15 protein-coding genes are annotated in these 13,700 nt (G+C 68.3%); 5 read left to right on the top strand and 10 right to left on the bottom strand.

Annotated elements, in window-relative coordinates:
• The first annotated feature begins 82 nt into the window (after positions 1 to 82).
• A complete protein-coding gene (locus OC184_RS00190) occupies positions 83 to 385 on the top strand; it encodes a hypothetical protein (protein ID WP_265505117.1) in 303 nt (100 codons plus the stop codon).
• A gap of 180 nt (positions 386 to 565) precedes the next feature.
• Positions 566 to 712, top strand: coding sequence for a hypothetical protein (locus tag OC184_RS00185; protein ID WP_265505115.1), 147 nt, complete (start codon positions 566 to 568; stop codon positions 710 to 712).
• Positions 713 to 1,030: 318 nt separating this feature from the next.
• On the opposite strand, the gene OC184_RS00180 is transcribed toward OC184_RS00185, so the two are convergent.
• The 6 genes from OC184_RS00180 to rsfS all read right to left on the bottom strand — a co-directional run bounded on the left by OC184_RS00180 (position 1,031) and on the right by rsfS (position 6,664).
• Complete coding sequence (locus tag OC184_RS00180; protein WP_378926367.1) at positions 1,031 to 1,516, bottom strand: RNA pyrophosphohydrolase; 486 nt, start codon at positions 1,514 to 1,516, stop codon at positions 1,031 to 1,033.
• Between the two features lie 4 nt (positions 1,517 to 1,520).
• Complete coding sequence (locus OC184_RS00175) at positions 1,521 to 2,936, bottom strand: S41 family peptidase (RefSeq protein WP_265505113.1); 1,416 nt, start codon at positions 2,934 to 2,936, stop codon at positions 1,521 to 1,523.
• A 16-nt stretch (positions 2,937 to 2,952) separates the two neighbouring features.
• A complete protein-coding gene (locus tag OC184_RS00170) occupies positions 2,953 to 4,131 on the bottom strand; it encodes a murein hydrolase activator EnvC family protein (protein WP_265505112.1) in 1,179 nt (392 codons plus the stop codon).
• On the bottom strand, positions 4,128 to 5,642 hold the full coding sequence (gene gpmI / locus OC184_RS00165) for a 2,3-bisphosphoglycerate-independent phosphoglycerate mutase (RefSeq protein ID WP_265505111.1): 1,515 nt from the start codon (positions 5,640 to 5,642) through the stop codon (positions 4,128 to 4,130). Before gpmI ends, OC184_RS00170 begins: the two co-directional genes overlap by 4 nt.
• Positions 5,643 to 5,769: 127 nt before the next feature.
• The gene (gene rlmH / locus OC184_RS00160) at positions 5,770 to 6,237 is read right to left on the bottom strand and encodes a 23S rRNA (pseudouridine(1915)-N(3))-methyltransferase RlmH (RefSeq protein WP_265505110.1); all 468 of its coding nucleotides are present in this window, start codon (positions 6,235 to 6,237) and stop codon (positions 5,770 to 5,772) included.
• A gap of 4 nt (positions 6,238 to 6,241) precedes the next feature.
• Entirely contained in the window at positions 6,242 to 6,664 is a 423-nt protein-coding gene (gene rsfS, locus OC184_RS00155; RefSeq protein WP_265505331.1) for a ribosome silencing factor, read from the bottom strand.
• Positions 6,665 to 6,980: 316 nt separating this feature from the next.
• Between rsfS and leuC the strand changes: the two genes are divergently transcribed.
• The gene (gene leuC / locus OC184_RS00150) at positions 6,981 to 8,414 is read left to right on the top strand and encodes a 3-isopropylmalate dehydratase large subunit (RefSeq protein ID WP_265505108.1); all 1,434 of its coding nucleotides are present in this window, start codon (positions 6,981 to 6,983) and stop codon (positions 8,412 to 8,414) included.
• A 29-nt stretch (positions 8,415 to 8,443) separates the two neighbouring features.
• Here leuC and OC184_RS00145 read toward each other — a convergent pair whose 3' ends face one another.
• Positions 8,444 to 9,025, bottom strand: coding sequence for a hypothetical protein (locus OC184_RS00145; protein WP_265505107.1), 582 nt, complete (start codon positions 9,023 to 9,025; stop codon positions 8,444 to 8,446).
• Positions 9,026 to 9,082: 57 nt separating this feature from the next.
• Between OC184_RS00145 and leuD the strand changes: the two genes are divergently transcribed.
• A complete protein-coding gene (gene leuD / locus OC184_RS00140; RefSeq protein WP_265505106.1) occupies positions 9,083 to 9,688 on the top strand; it encodes a 3-isopropylmalate dehydratase small subunit in 606 nt (201 codons plus the stop codon).
• Entirely contained in the window at positions 9,679 to 10,692 is a 1,014-nt protein-coding gene (locus OC184_RS00135; RefSeq protein ID WP_265505105.1) for an endonuclease/exonuclease/phosphatase family protein, read from the top strand. Before leuD ends, OC184_RS00135 begins: the two co-directional genes overlap by 10 nt.
• Here OC184_RS00135 and OC184_RS00130 read toward each other — a convergent pair.
• The 3 genes from OC184_RS00130 to OC184_RS00120 are packed head-to-tail and all read right to left on the bottom strand — an operon-like array spanning position 10,678 to position 13,696.
• A complete protein-coding gene (locus tag OC184_RS00130) occupies positions 10,678 to 11,922 on the bottom strand; it encodes an adenosylmethionine--8-amino-7-oxononanoate transaminase (protein WP_265505104.1) in 1,245 nt (414 codons plus the stop codon). The two genes, OC184_RS00135 and OC184_RS00130, sit on opposite strands and share 15 nt — an antisense overlap.
• Positions 11,919 to 12,578 carry a dethiobiotin synthase gene (bioD, locus tag OC184_RS00125; RefSeq protein WP_265505103.1) on the bottom strand — a complete coding sequence of 220 codons (660 nt, stop codon included), beginning with the start codon at positions 12,576 to 12,578 and terminating at the stop codon, positions 11,919 to 11,921. The genes OC184_RS00130 and bioD overlap by 4 nt, the downstream gene beginning before the upstream one ends.
• Positions 12,563 to 13,696 (bottom strand): 8-amino-7-oxononanoate synthase, encoded by a 1,134-nt coding sequence (locus tag OC184_RS00120; RefSeq protein WP_265505102.1) that lies wholly within the window; start codon positions 13,694 to 13,696, stop codon positions 12,563 to 12,565. Before OC184_RS00120 ends, bioD begins: the two co-directional genes overlap by 16 nt.
• Positions 13,697 to 13,700: the final 4 nt, after the last annotated feature.

The raw sequence follows: 13,700 nt of genomic DNA, 5'->3' as shown, positions 1-13,700 counted from the left end.
CGGTGTGGCGCTCGTGGAGGAAGGGAGCTCGCACCGTCCAGCCGCTGCGTGGTTCCCGGTTTCAGTGACGTTCGTCAACGACATGGTGATCCTGAAGCGCGGGACGGGCGGGTTGGCTCCGAAGGCCATGGCGGCGGTCATGGCAAATGGGTTGGTGTGGGGACTGGATCACCGCGCGAAAGCCCGATCTGACCCCGAACGACCTGGTCGGGAACTTGCAGATCATCGCGGCATCGCCATTCACCGTGTCTCGGTCTGGAGGTTTTCGCGCGGTCTCGGGCTGACCCCCGAAAAAGACCTGCAAGCCCTCGAGCAGAAGCGGCCTGAGATCCGGCAGGCCATATCTGCATCACGCGACGCCAACCGTTCATGCGCAGCGCGCTGACGCGCCTCGGCTTCATCGACGAGACGTCGCCGAAGACGAACATGGCCAGGACCACCGGATGGCCATCCAAAAGGCGCGCCTTGTCGACCATGCGCCCTTCGGCCACTGCAACACCCGGACCTTCATCGCCGCCCTCCGCCATGACCGGCTGGATGCGCTCCGGGGGTGACTGGCGGTGCCATGAACCGCGAACTGTCCGAGCTTCATGGAGAAACCCGACTGGCCCCGACACTGCGACCCGGCGATGTGATCATTCCGGATGACCTGTCATCGCACAAGAGCCGCAAGGCCGCGACGACCATGAGCACCGCTGGCGCGTGGTTCTAGGTCTTGCCTCTCTGTAGCCCGGATCTTGACCCTATCGAGATCCCTCGGGCGTCCACGCCCTCAGATCCGCAAAGCTCAAGGCCCTGATCCGAAGAGCCGCCGCGTGAACCTGCGAGGCTCTCTGGCACGCTGCCAGGCAGGGCTGCGATCTTCTCACCGACGAGGAATGCTGCGATTTCCTCAGAGCCGACGGATATGAAGCCGGTGAGACGCGACGCGCTCTAGTCCACAATAGCTGCGTCATGAGCCCGTCGCCCACAGCGCAAACCTTCGGGATCACCGCGCCCGGCCAACACAATGGGCGACAGGCGATCTGGGTTAGGCCAGATGGTCGCGGAAGGCGCCCAGAACCTCGGCATAGACGTGGCGCTTGAAGGGGACGATGTTGTCCAGAAGCGCATCGGCCTGCATCCACTGCCAGCGGTCGAATTCAGGATGCTCGGTGTGGATGCGAATGTCGCTGTCCTGGCCCATGAAACGCAGCAGCAGCCATTTCTGGCGCTGCCCGCCGAAGCGGCCGTTCCAGATGCGTCCCAGCAGCTCGGGGGGCAGGTCGTAGAAGACCCAATCCGGCGTCTCGTCCACCACCTCGACAAGGTGGGGACTGACGCCTGTCTCCTCGACCAACTCTCGCAGTGCGGCCTCGCACGGCGTCTCATCGCCGTCGATCCCGCCCTGCGGCATCTGCCAGGCGCCGGGCATGTCGATGCGGCTGCCGGCAAAGACCAGCCCGTCGCGGTTCATCAGCACGACGCCCGCGCAGGGCCGATAGGGCAGTCCGCCGGGGCCGGTGCAGTTGTCCACGTCGTCAGCCCTGGTCGCCGGCATTGGCACCCTCGACCGCGCCTTCCCCGGTCACGGCGGGGGTTTCCGCCGCCGGCACCTGGTCGGCTTGGAAGGCCACCGCGGCCAGGCCCTTGAGGATATCGACCGCATAGGCCAACTGGTAATCCTCTTCGCGCAAGGCAGCGGTTGCCTCGACTTCGGCGGCCTCGGTCTCCATCTGCTCGCGCATCTCGTCGCTGACGTCGTTGCCAAGCGCGCCGCGCAGATCGGCCTCGGACCGGCTGAAGCTGCTCTCGGTGCGGGATTTCTCCTCCTCGGCCTCAGGCGCCGGGGCGGGCTGCGCGACCAGGATGTCGGGCTGGATACCAAGCGCCTGGATCGACCGGCCCGATGGCGTGTAATAACGCGCCGTGGTCAGACGGATCGCGCTGTCCGAGGTCACCGGCATCACCGTCTGCACCGAGCCCTTGCCGAAGGACTTCTCGCCGACGACAATGGCGCGGCGGTGGTCCTGCAGCGCCCCGGTCACGATCTCGGAGGCACTGGCCGAACCGCCGTTGATCAGCACGACCATCGGCTTGCCCTGCGCAAGGTCGCCCCGCTCGGCGTTCCAGCGCTCGCTCTCCTCAGGCTGGCGGCCGCGGGTGCTGACGATTTCTCCGGCGTCGAGGAAGGCGTCGCTGACGCTGATCGCCTGGTTCAGAAGGCCGCCGGGGTTGTTGCGCAGGTCAAGAACAAATCCCGTCACCTTGTCGATGCCGCCCGCTTCCTCGACCGCCTTGTCCAGTTCGGCCTTCAGCGTGTCATAGGTTTCGTCGTTGAAGGTCGACACGCGCAGGACAACGGCATGGCCCTCGACGCGGCTGCGGACGACGGTCAGCTTGATCGTGTCGCGCGCCATGGTCAGGTCGAACGGCTCGGTCTCGCCCTCGCGCAGGATGGTGATGGTGATTTCGGAGCCCACCGGCCCGCGCATCATCTCGACCGCCTCGTCCAAGGTCAGGCCCAACAGCGATTCGCCGTTCACATGGGTGATGAAGTCGCCCGATTGCACCCCGGCCTCGGCCGCGGGAGTCTCGTCGATGGGCGACACGACCTTCACCATCCCCTCTTCCTGGCTGACCTCGATGCCCAGGCCGCCGAAGCTGCCGCGGGTCTGGGTCTGCATGTCCTCGTAGGCGTCTGAGGAGAGGAAGCTGGAATGCGGGTCCAGCGAGGTCAGCATGCCGTTGATCGCGGCCTCGATCAGGGCTTTGTCCTCGGGCGCCTCGACATAGTCGCTGCGGATGCGTTCGAAGACGTTGCCGAACAGTTCAAGCTGCTGATAGACCGACCCATTGCCCTCGGTCTCCTGTGCCAGCAAGGGCCCGGCAAGTTGCGTCGTGACCAGCGCACCGGCCAGAACGCCTCCCAAGCCTGCGATCAGATATTGTCTCATGACGGCCTTTCCTGCCTCAGTCCTGTTGCGGCTCGGTGACGGGATTCAGCACGAACCAGTCCGCCGGGTCCAGCGTTTCGTTGCCGCGACGCAATTCCAGGTACAGCGTCTCGTTGCGACCTGCCTGTCCACCCCGCACGGCGTCGGTGACGAATTGCGATCCGAATTCCTGTGCGGGCGCCTCGGTCCCGCCCATCAGGCCCACCGGATCGCCGGCCTTCAGGACATCGCCGACCTCGCCGAACACCTGCGCGAGGCCCGCGAATACCATAAGATAGCCACGAGCGGGCTCAACGATCATCACATTGCCGTAATCTAGGAACGGCCCGCGGTAACGGATCGTCGCGGGCCAGGGCGTCTGCACCAGCGCGGCGGGGGGTGTCGCGATGACCCAGCCCGGGCGACTGACGCCCGCGGCATCGGGTTCGTCATAGGTGCGCAGGATCGTGCCGATCACCGGCAGGTGAAGGCTGCCCTGCGCACCCTCGAAATCCTCCATCGGCGGGCCGACGTCCTTTTCCATCCGCGCGATGCCGTCCGCGAAGGCCTGCAGGCTGTCGGCGGCGGCGCGCAGTTCCTGCAGCTCCTCGGGGTCCTCGGAGTAGCGCACGGGCATCGAGCTGCGGTCCTGCGAGGCGCTGACCAGCAGCCGCCGGGCCTCCTGCACCGAGGCAAGCCCCGCACCCAGCATTCCGGCCGCGTTCGACTGAAGCTCTCGGACGGTGGCAATCTCATCGAGGTCGGCCTGCAGCGCCTCGGCCTCGGCTCGCAGTCCCGGCGTCACGGCCGACAGGATCATGGCCGAGCGCGCGTTGGCCAGCGCGCCCGCAGGGTGCAGCAGCATGGTCGATTCGGGGCTTTGCTGCAGCGCCGTCATCGCACCCAGCACCTGCGCCAGCCGTTCGCGCTGCGCCTCGAAGCGGTCTCGCAATTCAGCCTCCCGGGCGCTGGCCTGGCGCAGGCCGTCGCGCAGCGCCGCTAGGCCCAGTTCATATCCCTGGATCACCTCGGTCAGGGCCAGGACCTGGTCGTCGGCGGCGACGGCATCGGCCAGTTGCCCAAGGGCCGCACGCAGCAGGGCGGCGGCGTCCTCGGCATCGGCGACGGCCTGGTTGGCGGGCGTCAGCGGCTGCGCGGCGGCCGCGCCGATGCAGGCCCAGCTGGCCAGCGCCAGGGCAAGAGGGCGGAGCTTCATTGCGAAATCAGGCTGTGGCCGGTCATTTCCGCCGGCGGCTGAAGCCCCATGAGGTCGAGGACCGTCGGCGCGAGGTCCGCCAGGCGTCCGTCGCGCAGCGTGGCGCCCGCAGGGCCGCCGAAGACGATCACCGGGACCGGGTTCAGCGTATGGGCCGTGTGCGGGCCGCTGGTGACCGGGTCGATCATCTGTTCGCAGTTGCCATGATCGGCGCAGATCACCGCCGCACCGCCGACACGCTCCAGCGCCTCGAGCATCCGGCCGAGGCCCTGGTCCACCGCCTCGCAGGCACGGATCGCGGCCGACAGATCGCCGGTATGACCAACCATGTCGGGGTTGGCGAAGTTCACGACGATCAGGTCGTAGGCCGCGTCGATGGCCCCGATCAGGCTGTCGGCGACCTCCTCTGCGGCCATTTCAGGCGCCAGATCATAGGTGGCGACCTTGGGGCTTTGCGGCATGTGGCGATCCTCGCCCGGTTCGGGGGCTTCCTTGCCGCCGTTCAGGAAGAAGGTCACATGGGGATACTTCTCGGTCTCGGCCAGCCGGAACTGCCGCAGCCCATGCGAGGCGACCCAGGCCCCCAGCGTGTTGACAACCTGCTGCTTGGGATAGGCGGCGGACATGAAGTCGTCGTGCCGCGTGCTGTAGTCGACCATGCCCAGCAGGCCGGCCCATTCCGGACGCTCGCCCCGGTCGAAGGCTTGGAATTCGGGATCGCCGATCGCCAGCAGGATTTCCCTTGCGCGGTCGGCGCGGAAGTTGAGGCAGAAGAAGCCGTCGCCATCGACCGCGCCGTTAAAGCCGTCGATGACGAACGGCTGGATGAATTCGTCCATCTCGCCGCGGGCATGCGCCGTGGCGACGGCGGCCGCGGCGTCGGCCGCATCCTCTCCCCGGCCGTTGACCATCGCCTCATAGGCGCGCTGGATGCGGTCCCACCGATTGTCCCGGTCCATCGCGTAATAGCGGCCGATCACGGTCCCGACCCGCGCGCCATCTGGCAGTCCCTGCTGCAATGTGGCCACAAATCCGGGCGCGGAATCGGGGGCTACGTCGCGGCCGTCGGTGACGGCGTGGATTACCACGGGCACGCCCGCGCCAGCGACGACCTTGGCCGCGGCCAGGACGTGGTTGATATGGCCGTGCACGCCACCGTCCGAGACGACCCCCATCAGGTGCGCCGTCCCGCCGCTGCCCTTCAGCCGGTCGGTGAAGTCAAGCAGCGCAGGGTTCCGGTCGAAGCTGCCATCCTCGATCGCCAGGTCGATCTGACCCAGATCCATCGCCACCACGCGGCCCGCGCCGATATTGGTATGGCCGACTTCGGAATTGCCCATCTGGCCGCGCGGCAGACCGACGTCGGGGCCGTAGGTCAGCAGGGTCGCATGCGGGCAGTCGCGCATCAGCCGGTCGAAGTTCGGGGTTCGAGCTTGGTCGGGCGCGCTCTGTTCGGGGCGGTCGGACACGCCCCAGCCATCAAGGATGCACAGGATCACGGGTTTGGTCATCGGCGCCTCGCGGTTTTCCCCCTTCTACGCAAGCGGAGGAGCGGCGGCAACCGAGCCGGGGGCCAGCCCCCGGACCCCCGGGATATTTCCGGACCAAAGCAGGCCCAAGGCGACGGCCACCATCAGGTCAGGCCCGGTGATAGGGCGAGCCGGAGAGGATGGTGGCGGCGCGGTAGAGCTGTTCGGCCAGCATGACGCGGACCAGAAGGTGCGGCCACACCATGCGGCCGAGGCTGATCTGCCAGTCAGCACGGGAGCGGAGGGCCGGGTCCAGCCCGTCGGCACCGCCGATGACGAAGCAGACGTCGCGCGCCTGGTCGCGCCAGTCCGCCAGCCGCGCCGCGAATTCGGGAGAGGTCGGCTGGTCGCCGCGCTCGTCCATCATGACGACCGCGGCCCCGGCGGGGATGACGCGAGTAAGAAGTTCGGCCTCGGCGGCCATGGTGCCGGCGCGGCGGTCCACGACCTCGGTCACCAGGACGGCCGGCAGCCCCAGGCTGCGGCCGGTCCTGGCGAAACGGTCGAGATAGTCCGAGACGAGCGCGGCCTCGGGGCCCTTCTTCAGCCGCCCCACGGCGGCGATGTCTATGCGCACGACCTTAGGGCTGGGGGCGAGTGCCTTCGCGCACGCGGCTGAGCGCGTCGGCGGGCATCCACATCTTCTCCAGCTGATAGAACTCACGCACTTCGGGGCGGAAGACGTGGACGATCACGTCGTCGGTGTCGATCAGCACCCAGTCGCCGGCGTCCTTGCCCTCGATCCGAGGGGTGCGGCCGGTGGCCTGCTTGACGCGTTCGGCCAGCTTCTCGGCGATGGCGCCCACCTGGCGCGAGCTGCGGCCCGAGGCGATCACCATGTGATCGGCCATGGCCGTGCGGCCGCGCAGGTCGATCGAGACGACCTCTTCGGCCTTGTCGTCATCCAGCGAAGTCAGGACGAGCGAGAGCAACTGGTCGCTGGTCAGCGCCTCTCTCGCGGTGGTCGTGGCCGGCCCTTGGGCCGACGGGACGTCTTGTGACAGGGTTGTATCCTCCGGTCGGCGCGCCGATAAGCCCCCGGCGCAGGGGATAGGTCCAACATAGCATCTTTTCGCCCCATCTCAATGTCTGCGGGCCAGTTTGGCGTCCGACCGGCCGAAGGCCGGCCTTGCCACAGCGCCCGCGCTGGCCTAATCTGCCGCCATGATGCGTTATTTCGACATCCATGACCGCGCGCGCCTGCCGCAGCGCTTCTATGGCGAAACGCTCTGCGTGACTGCGCGGGGGTGACGGGCCGGGGCATCCCCGCATGCCCGGATCCGTCTCGCATATCTGCATCACAGCCGAAAGACCTCAGCCATGACCATTCCCGCTGCCGCCGCGCCGCGCACGCTCTATGACAAGATCTGGGACGCCCATGTCGTCGACCGCCAGGACGACGGGACGTGCCTTCTGTACATCGACCGGCACCTGGTCCACGAGGTGACGAGCCCCCAGGCCTTCGAGGGGCTGCGGATGACCGGCCGCAAGGTCCGCGCGCCCGAGCGTACCATCGCCGTGCCCGACCACAACGTGCCGACCACGCTGGACCGCCAGACCGGCATCGACAACGAGGAGAGCCGCATCCAGGTCGATGCCTTGGACCGCAACGCCCGCGAATTCGGCGTGAACTATTACCCGGTCAACGACATCCGCCAAGGGATCGTGCATATCGTCGGCCCCGAACAGGGTTGGACGCTGCCCGGCATGACCGTCGTCTGTGGTGACAGCCACACCGCTACCCACGGCGCCTTCGGGGCGCTGGCCCACGGCATCGGCACGTCGGAGGTCGAGCATGTCCTGGCCACGCAGACGCTGATCCAGTCCAAGTCCAAGAACATGAAGGTCGAGATCACAGGCCGCTTGGCCCCCGGCGTCACCGCCAAGGACATCGTCCTGCGCATCATCGCCGAAACGGGCACCGCCGGCGGCACCGGCCATGTCATCGAATATTGCGGCGAAGCCATTCGCAACCTGTCGATGGAAGGTCGCATGACGATCTGCAACATGGCGATCGAGGGCGGCGCCCGCGCCGGCCTGATCGCCCCGGACGAGACGACCTTCGCCTATGTCCAGGGCCGCCCCCACGCGCCGAAGGGCGCCCAGTGGGAGGCTGCGGTCGCTTGGTGGAGGACGCTGTTCAGCGATGACGGCGCCCATTTCGATAAGGTGGTGACCATCCGGGCCGAAGACATCGCGCCCACTGTGACCTGGGGCACCTCGCCCGAGGATGCGCTGCCGATCACCGCGGCCGTCCCCCACCCCGAGGATTTCAAAGGCGGCAAGATCGAGGCCGTGCGTCGCAGCCTGGACTACATGGGCCTGACCGCCGGCACGGCCCTGACCGACATCGCCATCGACGCGGTCTTCATCGGGTCCTGCACCAACGGCCGGATCGAGGATCTGCGCGCCGCCGCCGAGGTGCTGCGCGGCCGCAGGCTGGCGCCGGGCGTACGCGGCATGGTCGTGCCGGGATCGGGCCTGGTCCGCGCCCAGGCCGAGGAGGAGGGGCTGGACGCCATCTTCACCGAGGCCGGCTTCGAATGGCGGCTGGCGGGCTGCTCGATGTGCCTTGGCATGAACCCCGACCAGCTGAAGCCAGGCGAACGCTGCGCTGCAACGTCGAACCGCAACTTCGAGGGGCGGCAGGGTTACAAGGGCCGCACGCACCTGATGTCGCCTGCCATGGCGGCGGCGGCGGGTGTGGCAGGCCATCTGGTCGACATTCGCGAATTCGTCGCCGAGCCCGTGTAATGGGGCAGCTGCGCCCTGTGGCGGCCCTGTCAGGCCAGCCGCGCCGCCGGGCGGCGCAGCAGCAGCCCTGCATTCACGGCAATCAGCAGCAGGCCCGCGTTCTCGAACAGGAAATTGTTCGAGACGCCAAGGCTGGTGCCGCCGATCAGGATGTCGAAGTGGTGAAAGCTGACGGCGCGGACCATGACGAAGGCCAAAAGGACCGCCAGCCCGACGACCGCCAGCAGGTTGCGCGACAGGCGGCCGCGCAGCGCCCGGATCGCCGCGCTCAGCGACACGAAGACCGTCGCCAGCAGCGCCGCGATGAAGACGGCCTGCACCAGGCGGCGGTTGTCGTACCATCCCTGCGCCCGCGCCACGCACTTGCCCGCTGCCGTCATCGCAGTCTGCAGGTCCAGTTGCTTGTTGACCGCCAGGAACACCAGCAGCGCAACCAGCACGCCCCAGAATGCGCGCCCGCGCCGTCCTTTCAGCCCGCGCCAGACGGCCAGCGCCAGGCAGGCCGTCGTCACATAGGACAGCACGGTCAGCCAGCCGGTCACGTCCGGGTCGCCGATCTGCGGCGTCCACTGCCCGGCAATACAAGTTCGAATTTCCAGAACAGTCGCCACACACTCTCCACCAGCCTGCCGCACGCGGCCCGCCAGACATGAAGGCATGAAGGACCCATGGACAAGTTCACCACTCTGACCGGCATCGCGGCGCCCATGCCGCTTGTCAACATCGACACCGACATGATCATCCCCAAGCAGTTCCTGAAGACGATCAAGCGATCGGGCCTGGGCGTCAACCTGTTCGATGAGCTGCGCTATGACCGCGACGGGAACGAGAACCCGGACTTCGTCCTGAACCAGCCCGCCTATCGCGACGCGCAGATCCTGATTGCCGGCGACAATTTCGGCTGCGGATCATCGCGCGAACACGCGCCCTGGGCGCTGCTGGACTTCGGGATCCGCTGCGTGATCTCGACCAGCTTTGCCGACATCTTCTTCAACAACTGCTTCAAGAACGGCATCCTGCCGGTCGTCCTGCCGCAGGACGCTGTCGACGCGCTGATGGAGGATGCAGGCCGCGGCGCGAATGCCCGCATCACCGTCGATCTGGAAAGCCAGACCGTCACCGCGTCCGACGGCACCAGCTTTGACTTCCAGATCGATCCGTTCCGCAAGCACTGCCTGATGAACGGACTGGACGACATCGGCCTGACGATGGAGAAGGCGCCTTCGATCGACGCTTACGAAACACAGATGGCCCAGGCCCGTCCTTGGATCTGAGGGCGCTGGCCTGTCTTGCGGCCCTGGCCTGCCCCGCCGGGGCCGAGACGGTCAGGATCGCAACCTGGGACCCTGGTCTGTCGCGGGACGGGCCGGGTCTTCTTCTCCGCGACATCGGTCGAGACGATCCGCAGGTGCTGGCCGCCGCGCAGGTGATCGCCGCCAATGCTCCGGACGTGGTCCTGCTGACGGGCTTCGACTGGGATCTGGACAGCCGCGCGCTGGAGGCCTTCGCTGCCCTGCTGGAGCGTCAGGGCCACCCGATGCCGCACCGCTTTTCTGCGCAGCCGAACCGGGGGCTGCAGACCGGGCTGGACCTGGACGGCGACGGGCGCGCAGGCCAACCGCGAGACGCCCAGGGCTATGGAGATTTCACCGGTCAGCAGGGCATGGCGCTGCTGTCGCGCCTGCCGATCACGGGCGTGACCGACCACAGCGCGGCGCTGTGGCGCGACATGCCGGGCAACCGCATGCCGCCATCCGACCATGCCAATGTCCAGCGCCTGTCCAGTTCGGCGCATTGGGACATCGCGCTGCAGGGTGCGGACGGACCGCTGCACCTGCTGGCATTCTCGGCCACGCCCCCGGCCTTCGAGGATCGCAACGTCGCCCGCAACCATGACGAGGCTGCCTTCTGGCTGAGGCACCTGCCCAAGGCCCCCTTCATCGTCATAGGCAACGTGAACGTTGATCCCGCAGATGGGGACGGTGATGCGGCGGCGCTGGAGGCGTTGCTGCAGGTCACGCAGGACCCCGCCCCACGCGGCGACTGGCAGCCGCCCCAGACCGGGCCCAATGCCGACCACCTGGGCGATCCCGCGCTGGACACGGCGGAATATGACCGCCCGCCGGGCAACCTGCGGCTGGACTATGTGCTGCCGGCGCAGGGGCTGCGGGTGGTCGGCTCGGGCGTGGTCTGGCCGGCGCCGGACGATCCCCTGGCCGAGGCCGTTGCGACCGCCTCTCATCGCAGGCTGGTCTGGGTGGATCTAGACCTCGAATGAGGCGACGGCCCCCCAGGCCCGGTCCAGGTCCCCGGCCGTGACGCAATAGGGCGGCAGGACATAGATGGTGTTGCCAAGCGGCCGCAGCAGCACGCCCTGCCCCATCACATGCGCGCGCATCCGCGGCCCAACCTCGGACAGGTAACCCCCTTGCGGCACCTTCAGGTCGATGGCCGCGATGGTGCCGCACTGCCGGGCATTCTCGAACCGCGGGTCGTCGGACATGGCCGACAGGTGGCACGACTGCATCGCGGCCAGATCGTCCAGCCGCGCCTGCATCGGGCTGTCCTGCCACAGCCGCACCTGCGCCAGCGCCGCCGCACAGGCGATGGGGTTCGCGGTATAGCTGCTGGAGTGATAGAAGGTCCGCCGCCGGTCCGTGGACCGATGCGCGTCGAAGATCCGCCTGCTGGCCAGCGTCGCCGCCAGCGGGATTACCCCCCCGGTCAGCCCCTTCGAGGTGCAGAGGATGTCCGGCGCGACGCCAGCGTGGTCACAGGCCCAGAGCCGCCCGGTGCGCCCCCAGCCGGTCATCACCTCGTCCGCGATCAGCAGGACGTCGTGACGGTCGCAGATGGCCCGCAAGCCCGCCAGGACCGCCGGATCATACATCCGCATGCCGCCCGCGCCCAGCACCAGCGGCTCCAGGATCAGTGCGGCCATGCGCCCGCTTGCTGCCAGCGCCTCGAACGCGGCCAGGGTCTCGGCGCCGTCGCCCTGGGGGAAGGGCAGACGGTCGACCGCGAACATCAAGGGGTCATAGGCGGCGTTGAAGACGCCGCGTTCGCCGACGCTCATCGTGCCGATGGTGTCGCCGTGATAGCTGTCCTCGATGACCGCGATCCGGTGGCGACCGTCACCCTCGTGCCGCCAGTAGCCCAACGCCATCTTCAGCGCCACCTCGACCGCCGTGGACCCGCTGTCGCTGTAGAAGACGTGGTCGAGCCCCGCCGGCGTCATCTCGACAAGCGCCTCGGCCAGTTCCTCGGCGGGGGCGTGGGTGACATTGGCGAAGATCACTTGGTCCAGCCGCCCGGCGGTCTCGCGGATCGCCTCGACGATCTGCGGCTGGTTATGGCCGTGGGTCACCACCCACCAGCTGCTGATCGCGTCCAGAAGCGGACCGCGATCCGTGTGGATGAAGGCACCTTCGCTGCTGATCGCGCGGGGGAGCGCAGGCTCGGTCGCGTGCTGAAAGAACGGGTGCCAGACGGGACTTTGGCGGGTCATGCGAAATCCTCGGACCGGAAGTTCGCGGCCATCGCCTGCGCCAGGCTGTCGCGGTCCAGTTGCGGCATAAGCGGCAGCCGCCCCAGGACGCGCACGTGGCCGATCTGGCCGATGGTCGCCATGTTGTCGTCGTTGGGCGGGCCGGTGAAGGCGACGCCGTGCACCGTCACGCCACGCGCCCGCAGGCTTTCCAGCGCCGTCAGGCTGTGGCTGATGGTTCCCAGCCCGGTCTGCGCCACCAGCACCACCGGCAGCTGCCAGCGCGCGAACAGATCGGCAAAGAGGACCTGGCGCGTGACAGGGACCAGCGCCCCGCCCGCCCCCTCGATCACCAGCTGGGCGGCACTTGGGGGGGTCAGTGCGTCCGGGTCCAGCATGACTCCGTCGAGTTCGGCCGCCCGGTGCGGCGACAGTGGCTGGCGCAGCAGCATGGCCTCGGGGTGGGTCCGGGCGCCCGACAGGCGCGCGACCTCGGCCCGGTCAGTGCCGGGCTGCGGGTCGGAACCGGACCGCAGGTCGCCGTTGTTCGGGACGCTCCCGGCAAGACCCGACTGGATGGGCTTCCAGTAATCGGCGCCGATCATCGCGCAGAGACCGGCCGCGAAAACCGTCTTGCCGACATCCGTGCCGGTGCCTGTGATTACATATTTGGCCATAGCTCCTCCAGCACCTCGGCCAGCCGGACCACGTCGGCGCGGCTGGCATTCAGCGTCAGCGACACGCGCAGCCGCGACGTGCCCTCGGGGACCGTGGGCGGACGAATGCCGCGGACGTCGAAGCCCCGCGCCTGCACGGCGGCGGCCAGTTCCATCGTCTGGAGGTTCGGCCCAACGATCAGAGGGACGATCTGGCTGCCGCTCAGCGGCACCTGCGGCAGGCGGCGGGCCATCTCGGCCCCGAAGGCCGAGACATGGCCGGCCAGATCCTCGCGACGCCAGGGTTCGTCCTGCAGAATCGCCAGCGCCTCGCGCCCCGCCACAGCCATCAGGGGCGACGGCGCGGTAGCGAAGATGAACGGCCGGCAGCGGTTGATCAGAAAGTCGATCAGGCAGTGCGCCCCGCAGACCAGCGCTCCCGACCCGCCCAGCGCCTTGCCCAGCGTGTGCAGCGTCAGGACGTTGTCGCGACCTTCGAGATGATGCGCCAGCCCCCGGCCACCAGGGCCGAAGACGCCCGTGGCGTGCGCCTCGTCGACCAGCAGGAAGCCTTCCTGGTCGGCCAGCGCCATCAGGTCGTCCAGCGGCGCGACGTCGCCGTCCATGCTGTAGAGGCTTTCAACCGCGATCCAGACCGACCCCGTGCCGCCCCCGCGCCGCCAGGTCGTGATCACGTCCCGCGCATGAGCGACATTGCCGTGGCGGAAGGTGGCGACCTGCGCACGGCCTGCGCGCGCGCCCTCATGCGTGCTGGCGTGGGACAGCGCGTCCATCAGCAGCAGGTCGCCCCGCTGCGGCAGGGTCGTGATCACTGCAAAGTTGGCGACATAGCCACCGCCGAAGCCCAGCGCCCCCTCGGACCCGAAGAACCGCGCGGCGGCGGCCTCGAAGTCCGCCTGGACATCGGTGTTGCCGCGCAGCAGGCGCGACCCTGCCGCACCGACGGGCAGGCCCTCCTGCAGCGCCGACGCCACCGCCCGCCGCACCCGCTCGGACTGCGCCAGCCCCAGATAATCGTTCGAAGCGAAGTCTATCCCAGCGCGCGGGGCCAGGCTGCGCAGCCGCGCAGCCGCCTGCAGCCCGTCCAGGTCGCGGCGATAGACAGCCAGACGGTCCATGCCC

The sequence above is a fragment of the Paracoccus rhizosphaerae genome, from assembly GCF_026162645.1.
GTDB lineage: Bacteria > Pseudomonadota > Alphaproteobacteria > Rhodobacterales > Rhodobacteraceae > Paracoccus > Paracoccus rhizosphaerae.
Note: the sequence above shows the minus strand (reverse complement) of the source record. Positions and strands in the feature narration are given on the sequence as shown.